This window comes from Actinoplanes sp. NPDC024001, assembly GCF_040638955.1.
GTDB lineage: Bacteria > Actinomycetota > Actinomycetes > Mycobacteriales > Micromonosporaceae > Actinoplanes.
This window is the reverse complement of record NZ_JBEZZB010000003.1, coordinates 17829-39527: the sequence shown is the minus strand read 5'-3', so window position 1 is coordinate 39527 and position 21699 is coordinate 17829. Positions and strand designations below refer to the sequence as shown.

At 70.4% G+C, this 21699-nt stretch carries 17 protein-coding genes; 6 read left to right on the top strand and 11 right to left on the bottom strand.

From position 1 onward, the window contains the following. Positions 1–36 precede the first annotated feature (36 nt). Positions 37–906, top strand: coding sequence for a hypothetical protein (locus AB0F81_RS02375; protein ID WP_360189627.1), 870 nt, complete (start codon positions 37–39; stop codon positions 904–906). 15 nt (positions 907–921) lie between these two features. On the opposite strand, the gene ccsB is transcribed toward AB0F81_RS02375, so the two are convergent. Genes ccsB through hemL form a run of 6 tightly spaced genes read right to left on the bottom strand, consistent with a single transcriptional unit; the run spans position 922 to position 6883 of the window. After that, positions 922–1875, bottom strand: coding sequence for a c-type cytochrome biogenesis protein CcsB (gene ccsB, locus AB0F81_RS02370; protein ID WP_360189625.1), 954 nt, complete (start codon positions 1873–1875; stop codon positions 922–924). Beyond that, positions 1875–3482: a cytochrome c biogenesis protein ResB gene (locus tag AB0F81_RS02365; RefSeq protein ID WP_360189623.1), complete on the bottom strand. Its 1608-nt coding sequence runs from the start codon at positions 3480–3482 to the stop codon at positions 1875–1877. The genes ccsB and AB0F81_RS02365 overlap by 1 nt, the downstream gene beginning before the upstream one ends. After that, positions 3479–4285, bottom strand: coding sequence for a cytochrome c biogenesis protein CcdA (locus AB0F81_RS02360; protein ID WP_360189620.1), 807 nt, complete (start codon positions 4283–4285; stop codon positions 3479–3481). Before AB0F81_RS02360 ends, AB0F81_RS02365 begins: the two co-directional genes overlap by 4 nt. Continuing rightward, the gene (locus AB0F81_RS02355) at positions 4285–4887 is read right to left on the bottom strand and encodes a TlpA disulfide reductase family protein (RefSeq protein ID WP_360189617.1); all 603 of its coding nucleotides are present in this window, start codon (positions 4885–4887) and stop codon (positions 4285–4287) included. The genes AB0F81_RS02360 and AB0F81_RS02355 overlap by 1 nt, the downstream gene beginning before the upstream one ends. A 2-nt stretch (positions 4888–4889) precedes the next feature. After that, positions 4890–5546: a histidine phosphatase family protein gene (locus AB0F81_RS02350; protein WP_360189614.1), complete on the bottom strand. Its 657-nt coding sequence runs from the start codon at positions 5544–5546 to the stop codon at positions 4890–4892. Next, positions 5546–6883 carry a glutamate-1-semialdehyde 2,1-aminomutase gene (gene hemL / locus AB0F81_RS02345; protein WP_360189611.1) on the bottom strand — a complete coding sequence of 446 codons (1338 nt, stop codon included), beginning with the start codon at positions 6881–6883 and terminating at the stop codon, positions 5546–5548. Before hemL ends, AB0F81_RS02350 begins: the two co-directional genes overlap by 1 nt. A 124-nt stretch (positions 6884–7007) precedes the next feature. Here hemL and AB0F81_RS02340 point away from each other — a divergent pair, with 124 nt between their 5' ends. Then, complete coding sequence (locus AB0F81_RS02340) at positions 7008–7334, top strand: STAS domain-containing protein (protein ID WP_360189608.1); 327 nt, start codon at positions 7008–7010, stop codon at positions 7332–7334. Between the two features lie 109 nt (positions 7335–7443). Here the strand turns inward: AB0F81_RS02340 and AB0F81_RS02335 are convergent, their stop codons facing one another. From AB0F81_RS02335 to AB0F81_RS02320, 4 genes are all read right to left on the bottom strand, one after another. Beyond that, complete coding sequence (locus tag AB0F81_RS02335) at positions 7444–8217, bottom strand: hypothetical protein (RefSeq protein WP_360189605.1); 774 nt, start codon at positions 8215–8217, stop codon at positions 7444–7446. Between the two features lie 67 nt (positions 8218–8284). Further along, entirely contained in the window at positions 8285–9808 is a 1524-nt protein-coding gene (locus AB0F81_RS02330) for a pectate lyase (protein ID WP_360189603.1), read from the bottom strand. Between the two features lie 119 nt (positions 9809–9927). Beyond that, positions 9928–10476, bottom strand: coding sequence for a response regulator (locus AB0F81_RS02325; protein WP_360189600.1), 549 nt, complete (start codon positions 10474–10476; stop codon positions 9928–9930). A gap of 18 nt (positions 10477–10494) precedes the next feature. Beyond that, entirely contained in the window at positions 10495–14895 is a 4401-nt protein-coding gene (locus AB0F81_RS02320) for a HAMP domain-containing protein (protein ID WP_360189597.1), read from the bottom strand. Between the two features lie 163 nt (positions 14896–15058). Between AB0F81_RS02320 and AB0F81_RS02315 the strand changes: the two genes are divergently transcribed. From AB0F81_RS02315 to AB0F81_RS02305, 3 genes are read left to right on the top strand one after another with little or no spacing between them, the layout of a single operon-like run. After that, positions 15059–17101 carry a SpoIIE family protein phosphatase gene (locus AB0F81_RS02315; protein ID WP_360189594.1) on the top strand — a complete coding sequence of 681 codons (2043 nt, stop codon included), beginning with the start codon at positions 15059–15061 and terminating at the stop codon, positions 17099–17101. Positions 17102–17111: 10 nt separating this feature from the next. Further along, positions 17112–17672: a dihydrofolate reductase family protein gene (locus tag AB0F81_RS02310; protein WP_360189591.1), complete on the top strand. Its 561-nt coding sequence runs from the start codon at positions 17112–17114 to the stop codon at positions 17670–17672. 24 nt (positions 17673–17696) lie between these two features. Then, positions 17697–18311, top strand: a complete 615-nt coding sequence (locus tag AB0F81_RS02305) for a dihydrofolate reductase family protein (RefSeq protein WP_360189588.1) — start codon at positions 17697–17699, stop codon at positions 18309–18311. Positions 18312–18320: 9 nt separating this feature from the next. Here the strand turns inward: AB0F81_RS02305 and AB0F81_RS02300 are convergent, their stop codons facing one another. Beyond that, on the bottom strand, positions 18321–19448 hold the full coding sequence (locus AB0F81_RS02300) for an FAD-binding oxidoreductase (protein WP_360189586.1): 1128 nt from the start codon (positions 19446–19448) through the stop codon (positions 18321–18323). Between the two features lie 127 nt (positions 19449–19575). Between AB0F81_RS02300 and AB0F81_RS02295 the strand changes: the two genes are divergently transcribed. Beyond that, positions 19576–21639 carry a S9 family peptidase gene (locus AB0F81_RS02295; protein WP_360189583.1) on the top strand — a complete coding sequence of 688 codons (2064 nt, stop codon included), beginning with the start codon at positions 19576–19578 and terminating at the stop codon, positions 21637–21639. Positions 21640–21699 lie beyond the last annotated feature (60 nt).

Here is a 21699-nt window from a genome sequence, read left to right as displayed (position 1 = left end):
CGTCACTCGTGATCGGTTACTCGCGTTGAGCGGAGCGTGAAGCTCCGCAACGTAGCCCGGTGGTGTGCCCTGACCGGTCTCGTCGCCGGGCTCGCGATCGCCGCACCGGCGGTCTCGGCCCGGACGGCGCGGCTGCCGGAGTGTGCGCCGGGACCGAAGTCGACCCGGCCGCCGGCCACGGCCGCCGGGCCGAAGACCCCGGGCGCCTGCCGCGCCTCCGGCCGCATTCTGGAGTCCGGGGTACGCCTGAAGCGCCTCGGCAACGGTTTCACCCCGAGTGGCTACCACCACCTGGGGGCGGGCACCAGCGGCGAGTGGAGCGGCGTCTCCGGCCGGTTCTCGATCGTCGACGGTTCGATCCGGCCGCACACCTACGACTTCGTGGCCGGGCGGTTCATGGCGAAACGCGACATGGGCCGGGGCCAGATCCGGTGGCTGGAGGCGGGCTGGGCGGAGACCGGCTGGGCCACCCCGGGCCGCCAGCACATCTACACGTTCAACACCAACACCAACGTCTGGCAGTTCTACGACCAGTACGCGGTGCGCCCCGGCGACCAGATCTGGCTGGACATCAACTCCGACGCGAGCGGCGTCTGGCGGGCCTGGCTCTGGTGGAACAACCGCTGGAACCTGCTGACCACGCAGAAGCTGCCGATCGGCGCCACCGCGCACATGGAGCAGTACGTCGAGGTGCACGTCGACGCCAGCCGCCCGGCCCGGATCGACGTGCCGAAGGTGACCGTCGACAACGTCCGGCTACGCCCGGCCGACCGCGGCCCGGCCCGCTACTGGCGGGAGGACGTGGGCACGCTGACCGGCGCCGAGATCAATCAGCAACAGCGCCGGGGCGGCTTCTGCCTGGACTGGGTCACCCGTTACGACACCTGGACGGCCGGCGGCTGCTGATCAGCCGGCTGATTCTCAGCCGGCGTCGGCGTAGGAGTGCAGGCCCTCGAAGAACAGGTTCACACCGAACAGGTTCATCAGCATCGTCACGAAGCCGAGCAGCGCGATCCAGGTGGCGACCGTCCGCTTCACGCTCGGCGTGGCCCGGGCGTGCAGGTAGGCGGCGTAGACGATCCAGGAGATGAACGCCCAGACCTCCTTGGGGTCCCAGCCCCAGTAGCGGCCCCAGGACGCCTCGGCCCACAGCGGGCCGGCGATCAGCGCGCCGAAGGTGAACAGCGGGAAGGCGAAGGCGTGCAGCCGGAAGGTGAGCCGCTCCAGGCCGGCCGCGTCCGACACGCGCTTGCCCAGCGTGTACGGGAACGTGCGCTTGCCCTCGTCGTACCCGTTCTTGATCAGGAACATGGTGGCCGGCACCGCCCCGATCAGGAAGATGCCGGAGGAGACGATGATCGTCGACACGTGCACGATGAACCAGTACGAGTTCAGCGCCGGGACCAGCGGGCCGACCGGGGTGTAGGCGATCAGGTTGGCCGCGCCGAGGAGCACGACCAGGCTCAGCGAGGCGAACAGCCCGAGGTGCCGGACCGCCGGCTTGCGGATCAGCACACCCGCCCAGACCACGGCGCCGACCAGCGTCGCGGAGAGGATGTACTCGTACATGTTGCCCCAGGGCATCCGCTCGGCGGCGATGCCGCGGGTGGCGGTGGAGCCCAGGTGCAGCGCCAGGCCGAGGAAGGTGAAGGCCACCGCGATGCGGCCGGACCACTCGCCGCGGCTCAGCTTCGCCCTCTCGACCGGCTGCTCGGCGACCGGCGGGACGGGCGCGCCCGCGCCCACCAGCTGCCGGGTCGCCGCTTTGCCGATGTGGCTGCGCTTGCCGAACGCGTACTCACCCGCGTAGCAGATCATGGCGACCAGGTAGGCCAGCACGGTGAACGCCATGAGCTGGTCGGACAGCTCCGCCATCAGGACTTTCCTTCCTTGACAACGTGGTGGGTGAGCGCCGCGAACTCGTCGGCGAACCCGGAATAGTCGGTGCGGGGCAGACCACCGGCCTCGATCACGCTACTCCCCGTGCCGTCGCCGGCCTCGGACACCCGGAACCAGACCCGGCGCCGGTGCACGGCGAGCGAGAGCATCAGGCCGATCAGGCCGAGCACCGAGCCGATCAGCAGCATGAACTGCGTCGGGTCGTAACGGATGGAGAGCGTGGCGAACTGCCGGATGCCGACGAACTCCAGCTTGGTGCCGTCGTCCAGGGTCCAGGTCTCGCCGGGGCGCAGCACGTACGGCCGCTCGCCGCTGACCTTGGTGAGCTTGCCGTTCGCGATCTGCCCGCGGTCGAGCGCGTAGACCGACCCCGGGATGCCCACGTCCAGCCCCAGGTCCCCGCGGTAGGCGGCCAGGTAGAGCACCGGGTTGTTCGCGGCCGGGAACTGCGAGCGGGCGCTGCCGTCGGTCCCGCCGGTCGGCAGGAAGACGCCTTCGAAGCCCATCTGCAGCTTGTCGTCGCGCTCGTTGGTCTTCGGGTCGATGTTGACGTCCGGGAACTGGGCGACACCCTCGCTGGTCAGCATCCCGTCGGTGGGCAGGAACGGCACGATCTTGGTCTGCTGCTCGCCGTACCGGTCGGTGAAGCGCAGCACCGGCGCGTAACCCTGGCCGAGCAGGTAGACGTTCGCCCCGTCGAGGCGCAGCGGGTCGTTCACCGTGAACGACCGGACCTGGTCGGGCCCGCCGTCCTCGCTGACCGCGACCGTCGCCAGGAACGACTTCGGCACGCCGTTCGCCTGGTAGGTGGCGTCGAACTTGTTGAGCTTCATGCAGATGTCCGGCAGCTTCTCGGCGGAGACCCGCGGGCCCAGCGACGAGTCGTCGAACTGCGTAAGCGTGTTGCAGAAGCCCTGGTCCGGGCCGGCCACCAGCAGGCGGTTGGCGTGCCAGCCGTACCAGTGCCCGAAACCGACACCGACCAGCACCGCCAGCATGGCGAAGTGGAAGAGCAGGTTGCCGGTCTCCTTGAGGAAACCCTTCTCCCCCGAGATCGTCCAGGTCCCGTCCGGCAGCTCCCGCAGCCGCGTCCGGAAGCGCCGGCCGCGCAGCATCCGCGCGATGCCTTCGGCAGTCGCGGCGGCCTTCTCCGGGCTCGCGGTGGGCGCCAGATGCTGCGGCAGCCGGTCCATCCGCTTCGGAGCATCCGGGGGTACGGTGCGCAGCGCCCGAACGTGGTCGCGCAGGCGGGGCAGGACGCAGCCGATCAGCGACGTGAACAGCAGCAGGTAGATCGCCGCGAACCAGGGCGAGGAGTAGACGTCGAAGGCGAAGAACCGGTCGATGACCGGGGCCAGCTTCGGGTGCTCGGCGAAGTACTCCTGCACGTTCTCCCGGTTCACCGTCCGCTGCGGGAAGATCGAACCGGGTACCGCCGCCACCGCCAGCAGGAAGAGCAGGATCAGCGCCGTACGCATGCTGGTCAGCTGGCGCCAGGAGTTGCGCAGCAGCGCCCACAGCGGGTTGACGCGCCGCGGCGGCGGCGCCTCGGCCGCGGCGGGGCGGTCCTCGACCACGGTCACAGGTACAGCTCCCCGCCGAAGTTCAGGGTGGTCATCAGCCAGGCCAGGAAGTAGTTCCACTGGCCGCTGATCAGCGTCACCCCGATGACCAGCAGCAGCACGCCGCCGACCCGGGTCACCCACCGGCTGTGCCGGCGAACCGCGGTGAAGACGCCGAGCAGCCGGCGGAAGAAGAGCCCGAACAGGATGAACGGGACACCCAGACCGAGGCTGAAGGCGAGCGCGAGAATCACCGCACGGTCGGTCTGCCCGCTGGTGGCCGCCAGTGCGCCCACCGCGGCCAGCGTCGGGCCGATGCAGGGAATCCAGGAGACCGCGAAGATCGCCCCGAAGACCGGCGCGCCGAGCAGCCCCGCGGCCGGCAGTCGGTTGATCCGGGCCTCCCGCTGGAAGCCGGGGATCCAGCCCAGGTAGCCCAGGCCGAGCACGATGACCAGCCCGCCGAGGATGACGTTCAGGGTGTCCCGGTGCGTGATCAGTGTGGCGCCGATATTCGCCACCATGGTCATGAGCAGCGTGAACACGACGGCGAAGCCGAGCACGAAGAGGCTGCTGCCGAGCAGGACCCGGCTCTTGAGCGCCATCGTCCGGGTTCGGGTCACGGTCGCCACGGCGCCCTTGTCGCCGGTGCCGATCGCGGCGTCCAGGTCGGAGCCGGCCAGGCCGGTGACATACGACAGATAGCCCGGCACCAGGGGCAGAACACACGGGGAGAGGATGCTGACCAGGCCGGCGATGAGGGCAGCGCCGATCGCCAGGAGCAGCGGGCCGCTCATGGCCGTGTTCTGGAACGCGTCTCCCATCAGGGATTGCCTTCAGTCCGTTTTTGGGTGGCGGGTGGGGCGGTTGGATGGTCCTCCGCCGCCACCCGTTCCACCAAGGGCTGGAGTTCACCGGCCGTGGTCGCCTTGCGCAGCGCGACCGCGATCCGGCCCTGCCGGTCCAGAATCAGTGTCGCCGGTGTGCTCGTCTGGGTCACGTCGAACTTCAGCGCGACCTTCGCGTCGAAGTCGTAGATGCTCGGGTAGGTCACCCGGCCACGCTCGAACGCGATCGCCGCGTCCCGGTCGTCACGCGAGTTGATGCCGATGAACGAGACGCCCTTGTCCTTGGTGGCCTGGTAGGTGCTCTCCAGGTCGTCCGCCTCGGCCCGGCACGGCGCGCACCACGAACCCCAGAAGTTGACCACGACGACCTTGCCGCGATCCGCCTCGATGTCGTAGGTACCGCCGTCGAGCAGCTCACCGGTGACCCCGGAAACCTGCGGCCGGTTTGCCACGGCGCACTCGGTCACCAGGTTCTTGCCGGTCTCGCACTTCTGCGCCCAGTTCTCCTCGCCGCCACAGCCGGCCAGGACACCGGCGGCGGCGACCGCAGCGACCGTGACGGCGACGAGGCGGCGCATGATCACGCCCCCTTGGCGGTCTTGGCCGTCGCGGAGAGGGCGACGAGATGGGCGGCGGGCTCCGAGTAGTCGATACCGACCACCTTGGAGCCCTCGAACCGGAACGAGGTGAGACTGGCCAGCCCGCACTCCCGGCGGCGCGGGTCGTGCCAGAGACGCTTGCCCTCCACGTAACGGCGCAGCGTCCAGATCGGAAGCTGATGCGAGACGCAGACCGCCTCGTGCCCCTCGGCGGCGACCCGGGCCGCCTGCACCGCGGCGAACATCCGCTGAGCGATGACCAGGTAGGCCTCGCCCCAGGACGGGGTGATCGGGTCGCGCAGCACCCACCAGTGCCGGGGGTTGCTGAACGCGCCGTCGCCGACCGAGACCTTCTTGCCCTCGAAGTAGTTCGCGCTCTCGATCAGCCGGACGTCGGTCGCCGTCTCCAGCTTGAACTCGGCGGAGATCGGCGCCGCCGTCTCCTGGGCGCGCTCCAGCGGGCTCGCGACCACGTAGGTGATGTCCCGGCCGGCCAGCGTCTCGGCGGCGGCCTTGGCCATCTGGTGCCCCAGCTCGGACAGGTGGAAGTCGGGCAACCGGCCGTAGAGAATCTTGTCCGGGTTGTAGACCTCACCGTGCCGGAACACGTGCACCGTGGTCTTGGTCGGCTCTGACATCAAACCCCCGCTGCCGCTCGCGCCGCGTGCGGCACCGCAGCGGCGATCTGCTCCAGAGCCGCGTCGTCGATCGCGGTGGAGACGAACCAGGACTCGAAGGCGCTCGGCGGCAGGTAGACGCCGTGCGACAGCATCGAGTGGAAGAAGGCCTTGAACGCCGCGGCGTTCTGGGTCTTCGCGGAGTCGTAGTCGACGACCTCCGCGTCGGTGAAGAAGATCGAGAACATGTTGCCCGCGTAGGACAGCCGGTGCGTGACGCCCGCCGCGCTCAGCGCCTCGGAGCAGAGCGAGCCGATCGTGCTCGCCAGGTCGTCGAGCCGCTTGTAGACCGCGTCGTCGGCGAGCCGCAGCGAGGCCAGGCCGGCCGCGCAGGCCAGCGGGTTCCCGGAGAGCGTGCCGGCCTGGTAGACCGGGCCGGCCGGGGCGAGCCGCGACATGATCTCGCGGCGGCCGCCGAACGCCGCGGCGGGCAGGCCACCGCCCATCACCTTGCCGAAGGTGAACAGGTCCGCGTCGACCGGGTGCAACCCGGCCCAGCCGCCGGCCGAGATCCGGAAGCCGGTCATCACCTCGTCGACGATGAGCAGCGCGCCGTGCCGGTGCGCGATCTCGGCGAGCTTGCCGTTGAAGTCGTCACGCGGGGCGACCACGCCCATATTGCCGGGCGCCGCCTCGGTGATGATCGCGGCGATCTCGCCGCCGTCCGCCGCGAAAGCGGCCTCGACCGCCGCGACGTCGTTGTACGGCAGCACGATGGTCTCGCTGGCCGCCGCGCCGGTGACGCCGGGTGAATCGGGCAGGCCGAGCGTGGCCACGCCGGAGCCGGCCGCGGCCAGCAGCGCGTCCACGTGGCCGTGGTAGCAGCCGGCGAACTTCACCACCTTCGACCGGCCGGTGTAGCCGCGGGCCAGCCGGATCGCGGTCATGGTCGCCTCGGTGCCGGAGTTGACCAGCCGCACCTCGTCGATCGAGGTCCGCCGGACGATCTCCTCGGCCAGGTCCACCTCACCCGCGGTGGGGGTGCCGAAGCTGGTGCCGAGCGCGGCCGCCCGCTGCACCGCCTCCACGATCTCCGGGTGGGCGTGCCCGTGGATCAGCGGGCCCCAGGAGCAGACCAGGTCGACGTAACGCCGCCCGTCCGCGTCGGTCAGCCAGGCGCCGCTGCCGGAAGCCATGAACCGGGGCGTGCCGCCGACCGCCCGGAACGCACGCACAGGTGAATTGACCCCACCCGGCACGATGGCCTGGGCGCGGTCGAACAGGGCCTGGGAGACCGGGGCATCCTCCGGGTACGGAAGCTCCGCGGTGGGATATGTCGTGGTCACAGCGATTCCCATTCTGTCAGCGGCGTACTTCGAGTATTCCTAGAGGGTTGTTCACATCACCGGATGATGTCCGGAAGGACCTGGTCCGACCGCGCCCAACAGGCCGTTTCGCCCTGAAGAGGATAGGCTGAGCCGCGTGGAGCGACCCGAACTGTCGATCGCGGTTCAGCGCGCCCCCGACGAGGTGGTGATCCAACTCGCCGGGGAGATCGACGTGCTCACGGTCACCGAGCTGTCCATGGTCGTCAACGAACTGCTGCCCGAGCCGCCCGCGCGGATCGTGCTCGACATGGCCGGTGTGACGTTCTGCGACTCGCAGGGGCTGGGCACGCTCGTCGTGCTCAGCCGCAAGGCACAGCACGCTCAGTCCGTGCTCTCCCTGACCAATGTCGGCGAGTTCCTGATGCGGGTGCTGGACATCACCGGGCTGCGCAGCGCGCTGATGATCAGCAGCACCGCCTGAACGACCTGGCATACCGCGATGCTTGCACACCGCGGGTGAGCGCTTCCTGTGGGCGGCGTCGCCAGTGGAGTGAGGCTCAGTCGCAGGGTTGATCAAACGTAGGGTTTGATCAACTGAAGTCGCCGGAGGCGGTGGCCGCAGGGCGGGAACCGCTCGCGGCGGCCACGGCGTAGGTGTCCTGGCCGGCATCGCGGCCGCCCTCGGCGTGGGTGTACCGCGCGAAGAAGGTGTAGGTCCCGGGCGCCATCGTGTCCCCGGACGACAGCACGAACCGGTAGACCAGCGCGTCCGCTTCCTCGGTGACCGTGCTGGTGACGCTCGCGCCGGGCACCTGCTGGCTGCCGCCGCGGGAGACCAGCTCCGGGGTACGCGCCACCCGGATCGTCACCTCCAGCGCGGTGAGCTGCTCGGTCGTCGTGACCGTCACGACGCTGCTGCCCTGCGAGTCGCCACCGGGGTCGACCGATCCGTCCGCCCGCAGCGGGGAGCCCGCCACCGCCGGCGCCGACTTCGAGGTGCGCTGGGGCCGGACCGACCGGGAACTGGCCGGGCTCGACGAGGGTGGCGCGGAGGGGGTGGCCGACGGTGCCGGTGCGCTCGGTGACGGGGTCACCGGCACGCTGATCGTCGGTGTCGGCATCGGCGCCGGGCCGGGCTCGCCGTCGCCGGCGAGCGCCCACTGGGCGAAGCCGCCACCGCCGAGCAGGGCGGCCACCGCGACGGCCGCGCCGGTGATCCGGACCCGCGACGCCGGCTCGGTGCGGGCCCGGTGGCTGCGCATCGCGGTGCGGGTGATCCGGTCGAGCATGACCTCCCGGTCGGGCCGGTGCGCCGCCGCCTCGGCGCGCAGTGCCGCGCGCAGCTCTGATTCGATGAGCGTCATCGCGCCGCCTCCCAACCGTTGTTCCGTGCCGTGGCCGCCGGGGTCCCGCCCGGCGGCCACGGGGCGATCACTTGAAGGTGATGTCGGACGCGCTGTACCTGCAGTGCGTGCCGTCCGGGCCGGTGCCGATCTTGGTCGGCTCCTTGCCGCTGCTGTTGCCGGTGAACTTGACGCAGATGTCCAGGCTCTTCTTGCCGACCACGGTGATCTTGGACAGCGTGGCGGTGTCGCCGTAGTTCTGGTTGATGCCGACCAGGCTGCCGGCCGGGGCGGTGGCGGTCACGTTCTGCACCACGACCGCGCGCTTGTGCTGGGTGGAGCAGTTGCCGCAGGACCGGTAGAGCTTGCCGAAGTCGGAGACCTGGAAGTTCTTGATGGTCAGCGTGCCACCGCCGTTGTGCTGGAACACCTTGTCGTCCGCACCCTTGGCGCCGCCGCCGTCGACGGTGTAGGTCGCCGAGGCGCCGCCCTTGAAGGTGGCCGCGTCCTCGCCGACGTTCTCCCACCACACGTTGATCAGCGTGCAGGAGCCGGAGCAGTGGATGCCGTCCGCGGCCGGGGCGCCGAGGATGACGTTCTTCAGCACCGCGCCGTCGTTCAGCTTGAACAGCGGGTCCTGGCCCTCGTCCTGCCCGTCGCCGCCCAGCTCACCGCTGCCGAAGTAGCGGGCGTTGCCGCCGTCGAGCGTGCCGGAGACGGTGATGGTCGCGGTGACCGGCTTGCTGCCGATCGCGGTCGGCCAGGCCGCCGAGGTCGCCGTCGGCACAGCGGTCGCCGTCGGGGAGGCCGTCGCGGTCTTGCTCGGCGTCGGCGAGGCGGTCGCGGTCTTGGTGGCCGTCGCGGTCTTGCTCGGCGTCGGCGAGGCGGTCGCGGTCTTGGTGGCCGTCGCGGTCTTGGTGGCCGTCGGGGAGGCGGTCGCGGTCTTGGTGGCCGTCGGGGAGGCGGTCGCGGTCGGGGCCGCGCCGACCGGGTTCACCGAGACATCGTCGAACGAGGCCGACGCGTAGCTGGTGACCAGGCCGATCCGGCCGGTGCCGGCCAGGGTGCCGGTGCCCGAGGCCACCCGCGCACCGTCGACGAAGCCGGTCACGGTGCTGCCGGACGCGTCGATGCGCAGCGTGTGCCACGAGGTGAGGTTGCTGATCGCCGCCGAGCCCAGGGTGGTCACCACGCTGCCCTTGACCGCCTGCAGCTCCGCCTTGCCCGCGCCGGTCAGCGCCAGGCGGTACATGGTCGACGAGCCGCTGGCCCGGGCCGCGATGCCGGCCAGGCCGGAGCCGAGCTTGACCGGCTTGACCCTGGCCTGCACCGAGTAGTCGGTCCAGGACGTCTCGCCGGCGAACACCCGCGCCAGCTCGCTCTCCGCCTTGGACTGCTGGTAGACCTTCGAGCCGTCGGAGACCACCGCCCAGGTGCCGCCGGACTTGGACCAGCCGCTCGCGCCGCTCTCGAAGCTGTCGTCGAAGAGGGTGGCCGCGGAGGCCGAGGGGACGAGGACGGCGACCAGCGCGGTGACGGCGCCGGCCGCGCCCGCCGCACCGAGGCCGGCCACCAGGCGACGGCGCCGCCGGCTCGGGGCTGCGCTAGGCATTGCGTGCCGCATGTTGCTCCTACTCAGGGGACGAAGATCGCATGATCAAGCGATCACGTCCCGGTAGTGGCACGGCTGCCCAGCAAGGTTGTTCGGCGTGACCCAGGTCACACCTGCGGTCAGTTGCCCCAGCGGGCCTTCTCCAGCAGGTCCAGCGCCTCGGTGGCGGCGTCGTCCCCACCACCGCGCAGCACCCGCGCGGCCTCGTCCACCGTCTCGGTGAGCCGCTGCCACTGCGCCTCGCGCTCCCGGGACGCCTCGGCCTGCGCCTTGAGCTGCTGATTCTTCGTCCACAACTCGACGAAGATGGAGACCTTGGCGCGCAGCACCCACGGGTCGAACGGCTTGGTGAGGTAGTCGACGGCGCCCACCGCGTACCCCCGCAGGGCCAGCTGGGCGTCCCGGTCGGCCGCGGTGAGGAACAGGATCGGCACGTGCCGGGTCCGCTCCCGCCGCTTGATGTGGCTGGCCGTCTCGAAGCCGTCCATGTTGGGCATGTGGGCGTCCAGCAGGATCACCGCGAAGTCGTCGGTGAGCAGCTGCTTGAGGGCCGCCTCGCCGCTCTCCACGGCCACCGGTGTGACCGGCAGGCCCTGGAGGATCGCCTCCAGGGCCAGCAGGTTGTCCCGCCGGTCGTCGACCAGTAGCGCCTTGGCGCGCTCACCCACGCGTGCTCACCTCACCCTTCAGCCGCGTTCCGGCTCGGTCCTGTCGTCCGCGTTCACCCAGCGCGCCATCAGCTCGATCAGTTCGTCCAGGTCGACCGGCTTGGTGATGTAGTCACTGGCACCGGCAGCGAGCGCCGATTCCCGGTCGCCCGGCATCGCCTTCGCCGTCAGGAAGACTACCGGGAGGTCACGGAAACGCTGATTTCGCCGAATTCCCCGGGTGGTCTCGTAGCCGTCCTGATCCGGCATCATCGCGTCCATCAGCACGATGTCCACCTCGGGATGCTCGGCCAGGATCCGCACGCCGTCCACCCCGTTGTCGGAGTAGAGGACGTTCAGGCCGTGCATCTCCAGGGCGCTGGTCAGCGCGAAGACGTTCCGGACGTCGTCGTCGATGATCAGCACGGTGGCGCCGTCCAGCTGCCGGCCGGCCGGGACCACGGCGGTCTCCTCCGGCCGCGGAGTGACCAGCGGTGACATCTCCATCAGCGGCATGTCCAGCGAGGCGGTCGGGCGCACCGACACCGCCTTGGCCGGGACCGCCGGCAGCGCGGGCATCGGAATCGCGTCCGGCACCAGGGCTTCCGGCATGTAGAGGGTGAACGTCGACCCACCGCCCGGCACCGACGAGACGGTGATCGTTCCGCCGAGCAGCGCGGCGAACTCCCGGCTGATCGACAGGCCCAGGCCGGTGCCGCCGTACTTGCGGGTGGTGGTGCCGTCGGCCTGCTGGAACGGCTCGAAGATGATCGCCAGCTTCTCGTCCGAGATGCCGATGCCGGTGTCGGTGACCGCGAACCCGATCACCTGGCGGCCGGTGACCACCGAGGGCATGTCCAGGTCCGGGTCCGGGGTGGCCGGGAAGATGCTGAGCGTCACCGAACCGCTGTCGGTGAACTTGACCGCGTTCGACAGCAGGTTGCGCAGGATCTGCTGCAGGCGCTGCGGGTCGGTGACGATCGAGTCGGGCAGCTCGGGCGCCACGTCCACCCGGAACGCCAGGCCCTTGTCCTCGGCCTGCGGCACGAACGCCTGCTCGACGTAACTGCGGATGCCGTCGAAGTCGACCACGTCCGGTTCGACGTCCATCCGGCCCGCCTCGATCTTCGACAGGTCGAGGATGTCGTCGATCAGCGAGAGCAGGTCGGAGCCGGCGCTGTGGATCGTCCGGGCGAACTCGATCTGCTTGCTGGTGAGGTTCTGCTCGGTGTTGTCGGCGAGCAGCCGGGCCAGCAGCAGCAGCGAGTTCAGCGGGGTCCGCAGCTCGTGGCTCATGTTCGCCAGGAACTCGGACTTGTACGTGTTGGCCCGCGACAGCTGCTGGGCCTTCTCCTCCAGGCCGAGCCGGGCGAGCTCGATCTCCCGGTTCTTCAGCTCGATGTTGGCCTTCTGCTCGCTGAGCAGCTTGGCCTTGTCCTCCAGCTCGGCGTTGGTGCGCTGCAGCTCGGCCGACTGGTCCTGCATCTCCCGGGCCAGGCGCTGCGACTGGGCCAGCAGCTCCTCGGTACGCCGGTTCGCCTGAATCGTGTTGAGCGCGACCCCGATCGTGGCGACCAGCCGCTCCAGGAAGGTGAGGTGGAGTCCGGAGAAGGCCGCCACCGACGCGAACTCGATCACGCCGAGCATCTCGCCCTCGAACAGCACCGGCAGCACCACCAGGTCGTTCGGCGCCATGGTGAGCAGCCCCGAGCGCATGGTCAGGATGCCGTCGTGGGTGGCCCGGACCCGGATCGTGCGGCGCGACACCGCGGCCTGGCCGACCAGCCCCTCACCCGGCCCGAAGGTCACCTCGTGGTCCCGGGCGACGTAGCCGTACGCCGCGGCCAGCCGCAGGCGCATCACCGCTTCCTCGTTGTCCACCAGGAAGAACGCGCCGAGCTGGGCGTCGACCAGCGGCGTCACCTCGGTCATGATCATGCGGCAGACCTCGCCGACGTCCCGCTGACCCTGCAGCAGGCCACCGATGCGGGCCAGGTTGGAGTCGAGCCAGCCCTGCTCCGCGTTGGTCTTGGTGGTGTCGCGGAGCGTGACGATCATCTGGTTGATGTTGTCCTTGAGCTCGGCCACCTCGCCCTGCGCCTCGACCGCGACGCTCTGGGTCAGGTCACCGCGGGTCACGGCGGTGGACACCTCGGCGATGGCACGCAGCTGGATGGTCAGCGTGGAGGCCAGCTGGTTCACGTTGTCGGTGAGGTCGCGCCACGTACCGGAAACGCCCTTGACCTGGGCCTGACCGCCCAGCTTGCCCTCCGAGCCGACCTCACGCGCAACGCGCGTGACCTCGTCGGCGAAGGACGAGAGCTGGTCCACCATGGTGTTGACGGTGTTCTTCAGCTCCAGGATCTCGCCCCGGGCGTCGACCGTGATCTTCTGGCCGAGGTCGCCCTTGGCGACCGCGGTGGTCACCGAGGCGATGTTCCGCACCTGGGCGGTCAGGTTCGACGCCATGTAGTTCACGTTGTCGGTCAGGTCGCGCCAGGTGCCGGCGACGCCCCGCACCTGGGCCTGACCGCCGAGCTTGCCTTCCGAACCCACCTCGCGGGCCACTCGGGTGACCTCGTCGGCGAACGACGACAGCTGGTCCACCATGGTGTTCACGGTGTTCTTCAGCTCCAGGATCTCGCCCTGCGCATCGACGGTGATCTTCTGCGACAGGTCGCCCTTCGCCACCGCGGTGGAGACCTGGGCGATGTTCCGCACCTGGCTGGTCAGGTTCGACGCCATCGAGTTGACGTTGTCGGTGAGGTCGCGCCAGGTGCCGGCCACGCCCCGCACCTGCGCCTGACCACCCAGCTTGCCTTCGGTGCCCACTTCGCGGGCCACCCGGGTCACCTCGTCGGCGAACGACGACAGCTGATCGACCATGGTGTTGACGGTGGACTTGAGCTCCAGGATCTCGCCCCGGGCGTCGACCGTGATCTTCTGGCCCAGGTCACCCTTCGCCACCGCGGTGGTCACCGAGGCGATGTTCCGCACCTGGCTGGTCAGGTTCGACGCCATGTAGTTCACGTTGTCGGTGAGGTCGCGCCACGTACCAGAAACGCCCTTGACCTGAGCCTGACCGCCCAGCTTGCCCTCCGAGCCGACCTCACGCGCAACGCGCGTGACCTCGTCGGCGAACGACGAGAGCTGGTCCACCATCGTGTTGACGGTGTTCTTCAGCTCCAGGATCTCGCCCCGCGCGTCGACGGTGATCTTCTGCGACAGGTCGCCCTTGGCGACCGCGGTGGAGACCTGGGAGATGTTCCGGACCTGCGCGGTCAGGTTCGCGGCGAGCTGGTTCACGTTCTCGGTGAGGTCGCGCCAGGTGCCGGAGACGCCGCGGACCTGGGCCTGACCGCCCAGCCGGCCCTCGGTGCCGACCTCGCGCGCCACACGCGTGACCTCGTCGGCGAACGACGACAGCTGGTCCACCATGGTGTTCACGGTGTCCTTGAGCTCCAGGATCTCGCCCTGCGCGGCCACCGTGATCTTCTGCGACAGGTCGCCCTTCGCCACCGCGGTGGAGACCTGAGCGATGTTCCGCACCTGGCTGGTCAGGTTCGACGCCATCGAGTTCACCGAGTCGGTGAGGTCCTTCCAGGTGCCGGCCACGTTCGGCACCTCGGCCTGACCGCCCAGCTTGCCCTCGGTGCCCACCTCGCGCGCCACCCGGGTCACCTGCTCGGCGAAGAGCCGCAGGGTGTCGGTCAGGCCGTTCATCGTGTCGGCCAGCTCGGCGACCTCGCCACGCGCCGACACGGTGATCTTCTGGGACAGGTCGCCGCGGGCCATCGCGGTCGCCACCTGCGAGATCGAGCGGACCTGGTGGGTCAGGTTCGACGCCATCGTGTTCACCGAGTCGGTGAGGTCCTTCCAGGTGCCGGCGACGCCGCGGACGTCGGCCTGACCGCCCAGCTCACCCTCGGTGCCCACCTCGCGAGCCACCCGGGTCACCTCGTCGGCGAACGACGACAGCTGGTCGACCATGGTGTTCACCGTGCGGCCGATCCGGAGGAACTCACCGCGCAGCGGCCGCCCGTCCATCTCCAGCGCCATGTGCTGCGAGAGGTCACCCTCGGCGACCGCCACGATGACCCGGGAGATCTCCGTGGTGGGCCGGGCCAGGTCGTCGATCAGCGAGTTCACCGAGCGGACACTGTCCGCCCAGGCGCCGTCGAGACCCTCCTCGTCGAGGCGCTCGGTCAGCCGGCCGTCCCGCCCGACGATGCGGCTGATCCGCCGCAGGTCCAGGTTCTGCCGCTCCTGCAGGGAGATGACCTCGTTGAACGCCTCCGCCACCGCCCCGGCCATACCGCCCCGGCGGGGCAGCCGGACCTTGAGGTCGCCGCGGCGCACGCGGCGCAGGGCCTCGGCGAGCTCTTCGAGCAGAACGGTCTCGTCGGGCACGCCGACGCTGGCTTCTTTCGCCGCTGTCATGCTGTCCTCACTCGCTGTCCAACTGAGGCCTGTTCCGCACCGTGGATCTCCACGGTCCTGAACAAGCCTCACCGCCGGGGGGTTCCCTATCCTCTCTCGCCCAACCGGGTCAATGCGAGAGACGACTTTGTGCATACACCCATCCCCGGGAGAGGATGCATGGGTGCCAGCCGAGGTCGGAACCAGGACGAGCATCCCATCAGGGGCCCCGTCCGAGGCCCTGGTGCGCCGGACCAGGTTGCCCAACGACCGGCGGACTCCCGCGGCAGCCCGTGCGCTGGTCCGCTCGGTGCTCGAGGAGACCGGCATGGTCGGCCTGCTCAACGAGGCGCTGCTGCTCACCACCGAGCTGTCCACCAACGCCGTGGTGCACGCCAACACCGAGCTGGACATCGAGGTCACGGCCGATCCGAGCGGGCTGACCGTGACCGTCACCGACTTCGCGCCCGGCCCGGTCGAGCAGCTCGCCGTCGGGCCCCGCAACGAGACCGCCGACATCGGCGAGGTCGCCGAGCGCGGCCGCGGCCTGCTGCTGGTCGACCACTTCGCCAGCCGCTGGGGCACCGTGCACGAGGGCGACGGCAAGGGCGTGTGGTTCCGCCTCGACCAGCGTGCGGACGGCGCCGCGGGATCACCGGTGCGGGTTCCGGCCCAGTCCGAGATGCCCAGCCTCGGCGCGCTCACCGGCCTGCTGCGCAGCGGCTCCGACCGGCAGTCCGAGGAGGGCCTCGCCGACCTCGCCACCGATCTGCTCTCCCGGCTCGCCCGGCTGACCGGCGCGGCCGGCGGCGTGGTGCGGCTGGACCGCGGCGACGGGATGGGCCGCCAGCTGCTGGCCCGGTACGGCCGGGCACCCCGCGACAACGCCGACATCATCCGGGTGCCGCTGACCACCCACCGGCCGTACTCGGGGGAGCTGGAACTCGACGCCTCCCCGGTCGGTTACGCCCAGGCGCTGGCCGGGATGGTCGCCGAGCGGTTCTCCCTGCACCTGGAGAACGACCGGCTACGCCGCGCCGACATCCGCCGGCAGACCTGGATCACCTTCCTCGCCGAGGCCAGCGAGCTGCTCGCCCAGTCCCTCGACGTCAACCTGACGATGGCGCTGATCCCGCAGCTGGTGGTGCCGCGGCTGGGCCAGTGGTGCGCGGTGCACACCACCGACGCGTGGGGCCGGCTGCAGCTCGCGGCCGCCACCCACGCCGAGGAGGCCGCGCTGGCCCAGCTGCACGGGTCGCTCGCCGAGTCCGGTCCGGAGTCGATCCTGGCCCGGCTGGAGGAGGCGTCCCGGCTCGGCACCCAGGTGATGTTCGGCGCGCCGCTGGAGGGCTATGCGGTGCCGCTGGTGGCCCGGGGCGCCCGGCTCGGCACGCTCGCCGTCGGCCGGCACCCCAAGCACCGGCACGACGCCGACGAGGTGGCCGTCCTGGAGGACGTGGCCCGGCGTGCGGCGCTCGCCATCGACAACGCGCGGATCCACGACGAGCGGCGTACGGTCGCGCGCACCCTGCAGGCCTCGCTGCTCCCGCCCGCGCTGCCGCACGTCGAGGGCATCGGCTTCGCCGCGGAATACGTGCCGACCGGCTCCGAGGTGGGCGGCGACTTCTACGACGTCGTCCCGTTCGGCGAGCAACAGTGGCTGGTCGTGGTCGGCGACGTCTCCGGCAAAGGCGTCCAGGCGGCCACCGTGACCGGCCTGGTCCGCGACGTGATCCGGATCCTGGTCGACGACGGCAAGACGCTCAGCGAGATCCTCTGGCGGGTCAACCGCACGCTCGTGCAGCGCGGCGGCGGCCGGTACTGCACGCTCGCGATGGCCTCGGTCACCCGCAAGGGTGACGATCAACTGGGCGTCTGCCTGCACCTGGCCGGCCACGACCGCGCCGTCCTGGTCCGCTCGGACGGCAAGACGGGCTTCGTCGGCGAGGGCGGCACCGCCCTCGGCCTGCTGGAGACGATCACCAGCCCGGACGTCGCGATCACCCTCGGCCCGGGCGACTCGCTGATCTTCTACACCGACGGCGTGACCGAGCGCCGCCGCGGCCGGGAGCTCTTCGGGTCGAGCCGGCTGCGCGAGGCCGCCGCCCCACTGGCCGGCTATCCCGCCGACGTGATGGCCGCCCGCCTGCGCTCCACCACCATCAATTTCTCCGTCGAGGAACCTCGCGACGACATCGCCATCCTGGTCCTGCGCAACGACGCCTGAGGTGACCGGTATGAAGACGCAGTACTACACCGCAACCACGATCGACGGCTTCATCGCCGACGAGCACAACTCGCTGGACTGGCTCTTCGAGGTCGATCAGGGCGGGGTGGACCCGTTCTCCGGCTTCTTCTCCGGCGTGGGCGCGATGGCCATGGGTTCCACCACCTACGAGTGGATCCTCGGCCACGAGAAGGCGCTCGATCATCCGGAGGCGTGGCTGGAGCCGTACGGCGACACTCCCGCCTGGATCTTCACGCACCGCGACCTGCCGGTCATCCCGGGCGCCAACCTGCACTTCGTGCGAGGCGACGTGGCGCCGGTGCACCGCGAGATGGCCGAGGCCGCCGGGGAGCGCAACATCTGGATCATCGGCGGTGGCGATCTGGCCGGCCAGTTCGCCGATCAGGGGCTGCTCGACGAGCTGATCCTGGGCGTGACACCGGTGACCCTGGGCGGCGGCTCCCCGGTTCTGCCGCGGCGGCTCACGTCCGCTCGCCTGACCCTGACCGATGCCCGCCCGCTCGGCCAGTTCGCCTATCTGACGTACTCCTTGAAAGCTCCGTCGCCATGATCTATCGCATGGCATGGTGTTGGCATGGCGAAGACGCAGTACTACACCGCCACCAGCATCGACGGCTTCACCGCCGACACGAGGAACTCGCTGGACTGGCTCTTCGAGGTTGACGAAGGCACCGAGAACCCGTTCGGCGAGTTCTTCGAGGGTGTCGGCGCGTTCGCCATGGGCGCGAGGACCTACGAGTGGGTCCTGGAGAACGACAATCTCCTCGAGGAACCGCAGAACTGGCACGACATGTACGGCGACGTCCCCTGCTGGGTCTTCACCCACCGGGACCTGCCTCCGGTGGAGGACGCCAACATCTTCATGATCAGTGGCGACGTCCGGCGGGTGCACGAGGCGATGCTGGTCGCCGCCCAGGGCAAGAACGTGTGGCTGGCCGGCGGCGGCGATCTGGTCAGCCAGTTCGTGGCCGAGGGCCTGCTCGACGAGATCATCCTCGGCATCGCGCCGGTCATCCTCGGCGAGGGCATCCCGCTGCTGCGCCGCCGGGTGCCGGTCGACGACCTGATCCTCACCGGCGTGCACGAGGTCGGCCAGTTCGCCTATCTCACCTACGCCGTCGGCGACGTCGCCCGCCTGGGCCGCCACCTGGCCGCCGAGGTGGTCACCAGGATCCCGTCGCTGCGCTGACCCGCGCTCTCAGAACCACTCGTGCGGCCCGGCCATCGGCAGCTCCGCGGCCATCGCCGGCGGCGCCGCGATGATCGCCAGCTTGCCGCGGCGGGCCAGGAGCACCTGCTCCATGGCGTCGGCGATCTCGGTGACCCGGGCCGCGGTGAGCCCGCGCGGCAGCACGGCGTGCACCGTGCCGATCCCGGCCGATCCGCGCAGCGGCACCGCTGAGCCGGCGCTGTCGCGCAACGCGTAGGCCACCGCCTGGAGGTCGCGGGGGCGCGCCGCGATGCGCAGCACCACGTCGCCGGCGCCGAACGGGTAGCGCCCCCACCACGGTGGCGCGACCGGGGCGATCACCGTCTCGCCGCCCCAGCCCTGCACGATCTCGTCGGCCACCTGGTTGACCGAGCCGGCCGAGCCCTCCAGCAGCAGCGCGAGCATGCCGCCGTCGCGGCCGGGCAGGTCCACCTCGACCGCGCTCGGCTCCAGCTCGCGGGCCACCACCTGGGCGACCAGCTCGCTGACCTCGGCCGGCGTGGACACCGCCCGCCCGACCCAGCGGCGCGCCTCGGGAATCGGCTCGAGCCGCAGCACGGCTGACGTGATCACACCGTCGATCTCGGCGATGCCGGGCCGCCCGTCCTCCCCGTCGGACTCGGCCTCGACGCCGGTGGCGTCCACATATGCCACCCGCAGGGTCTGCGTGGCCGGGCTGCCGAAGCGGTGCCGCAGCGGGCCGGACTCGTTGACCGCGAGCATGCCGCCGATGGTCGCCGTCGGCGACGGCGGGTCGAGCGCGAGACGCTGCCCGCGCAGTGCGAGAGCCGCCTGCACCGCGGGGAACGGGGTGCCGGCGGCGATGACCGCGGTGGCCCCGTCGTGGTCCCACATCCCGTTGAGCCGCCCGCTGTCGACGACCAGCTCGACGGACTCGCGCGGCGGACCCCAGTTGATCTTGCTGCCGGAACCGCGTGGCAGGAAGCCCATCGACCGGTCGGCGGCGAGGCGCAGGATCTCGGCGACCGACCGGGCGGTGGCCGGCACCGCCACCAGACCGGCTCGCCGGCCGGACACCTGGTCGGTGGAGCGCGCCGGGCGCGCGAATCCGGGGCCGCAGATGTCCTCGAGCGCGTCGAGAAGGGAATCACCCACGTCCGAAGCCTCCCCACCTGATCATCGAAGATCGTCCACTCTGGCATATCGTACACATGTTCGAATCGGGGAGGTCGACGTGTGTAAGAAACTCATCGCGGACCAATCGGCCGGTAACGTGTCTCCGGTGACGATTGAAGGCCCACCCACCGCTCGTCAGGTCCCCTCCACGCGCGCCTTCCACGGCGACACGGTCACCGACGAGTTCGCCTGGTTGACGAAGAAAGACGATCCGGCGACCATCGCCCATCTCGAGGCGGAGAACGCCTGGACCGAGCAGGCGACCGCGCACCTGAGCGGGTTGCGCGAGACGGCCTTCCAGGAGATCAGGCGCCGGACCCAGGAGACCGACCTGTCGGTGCCCAGCCGCAAGGGCGGGTATTGGTATTACACGCGCACCGTCGAGGGCAAGCAGTACGGGATTCATTGCCGCGTCCCGGTCCGCCCGGGCGAGACCGCCCCGCCGATGGACGAGGAGAAACCCGGCGAGCAGATCCTGCTGGACGGCAACGAGCTGGCCGCGGGCAAGGAGTTCTTCGCGCTCGGCACGTTCGACGTCAGCCCGGACGGCGACTGGCTGGCCTACTCGACCGACTTCGCCGGCGACGAGCGCTTCACGCTGCGGGTGAAGAACCTGCGCACCGGCGAGGTGCTCGCCGACGAGGTGCCGGGCACGTTCTACGGCAGCGCCTGGTCCGCCGACGCGAGCACGCTGTTCTACATCACCGTCGACGAGGCCTGGCGGCCCTACCGGGTGTGGCGGCACACCATCGGCGCCACCGAGGACGTGCTGATCTACGAGGAGCCGGACGAGCGGTTCTGGGTCGGCGTCGACCTGAGCCGCAGCGAGAAGTTCATCGTGATCGACGCGCAGAGCAAGATTACGTCCGAGGTCCGGGTGATCCCAGCCGACCAGCCCGCCGCCGAGCCGTTCGTGATCGCCGAGCGCCGCCAGGGCGTGGAATATTCGGTGGAGCATCACGGCCACCGCTTCCTGATCCTGCACAACCTCGACGCCGAGGACTTCGCTCTGGCCTGCACCTCGGTGGACAACCCGGGCGAGTGGGTGGAGCTGATCGCGCACGAGCCGGGCACCCGGCTGGAGTCGGTCGACGCGTTCGCCCGGCACGTCGTGGTGTCGCTGCGCCGCGACGGCCTGACCGGCCTGCGGGTGATGACCGACGGCAGCACCGACACCTACGACATGACCTTCCCGGAGCCGCTCTACAGCGTGCACCTGGCCGGCAACCCGGAATACGACACCGCCTCGGTGCGGATCAGCTACACCTCGCTGGTCACCCCCGAGTCGGTGTTCGACGTCGACCTGGTCACCCGGGCCATGACCCTGCGCAAGCAGAAGCCGGTGCTCGGCGGTTACGACCCGGCCGACTACGAGCAGTTCCGCGAGTGGGCGACCGCTCCCGACGGGGTCCGGGTGCCGATCTCGATCGTGGCGCGCAAGGGCACTCCGCGGGACGGTTCGGCGCCCGCGGTGCTCTACGGATACGGGTCCTATGAGCACTCCGTCGACCCGTACTTCTCGATCGCCCGGCTGAGCCTGCTCGACCGCGGCGTGGTCTTCGCGATCGCGCACGTGCGCGGCGGCGGCGAGATGGGCCGCCGGTGGTATGAGACCGGCAAGATGCTGGCCAAGAAGAACACCTTCACCGACTTCGTCGCCTGCGCGCAGGCGCTGGTCCGCAACCGGTGGACCTCGGCGTCGCGGCTGGTGGCCCGCGGCGGCTCGGCCGGCGGCATGCTGATGGGCGCGGTCGCCAACCTGGCGCCGGAAGCGTTCGCCGGCATCCTCGCCGAGGTCCCGTTCGTGGACCCGCTCACCTCGATCCTCGACCCGAGCCTGCCGCTCACGATCACCGAGTGGGAGGAGTGGGGCAACCCGCTCGAGTCCGCCGAGGTGTACTCCTACATGAAGTCCTACAGCCCCTATGAGAACGTGACGAAACAGGCGTACCCCCGAATCCTCGCGGTGACCAGCCTGAACGACACGCGCGTGCTCTATCACGAGCCGACCAAGTGGATCGCTCGCCTGCGCTCCGTCGCGCCCGGCGGCGACTACCTGCTCAAGACCGAGATGGGCGCCGGCCACGGCGGCCCGAGCGGCCGCTACGACGCCTGGCGGGAAGAGGCCTTCAACATCGCCTGGATCCTGGACGTGCTCAAGGCCGCATAAAGATCAAAACCGGTCTCGGTACGACAAGGCGGCGGCCTCCGCGCGACCCGAGGCCCCAGC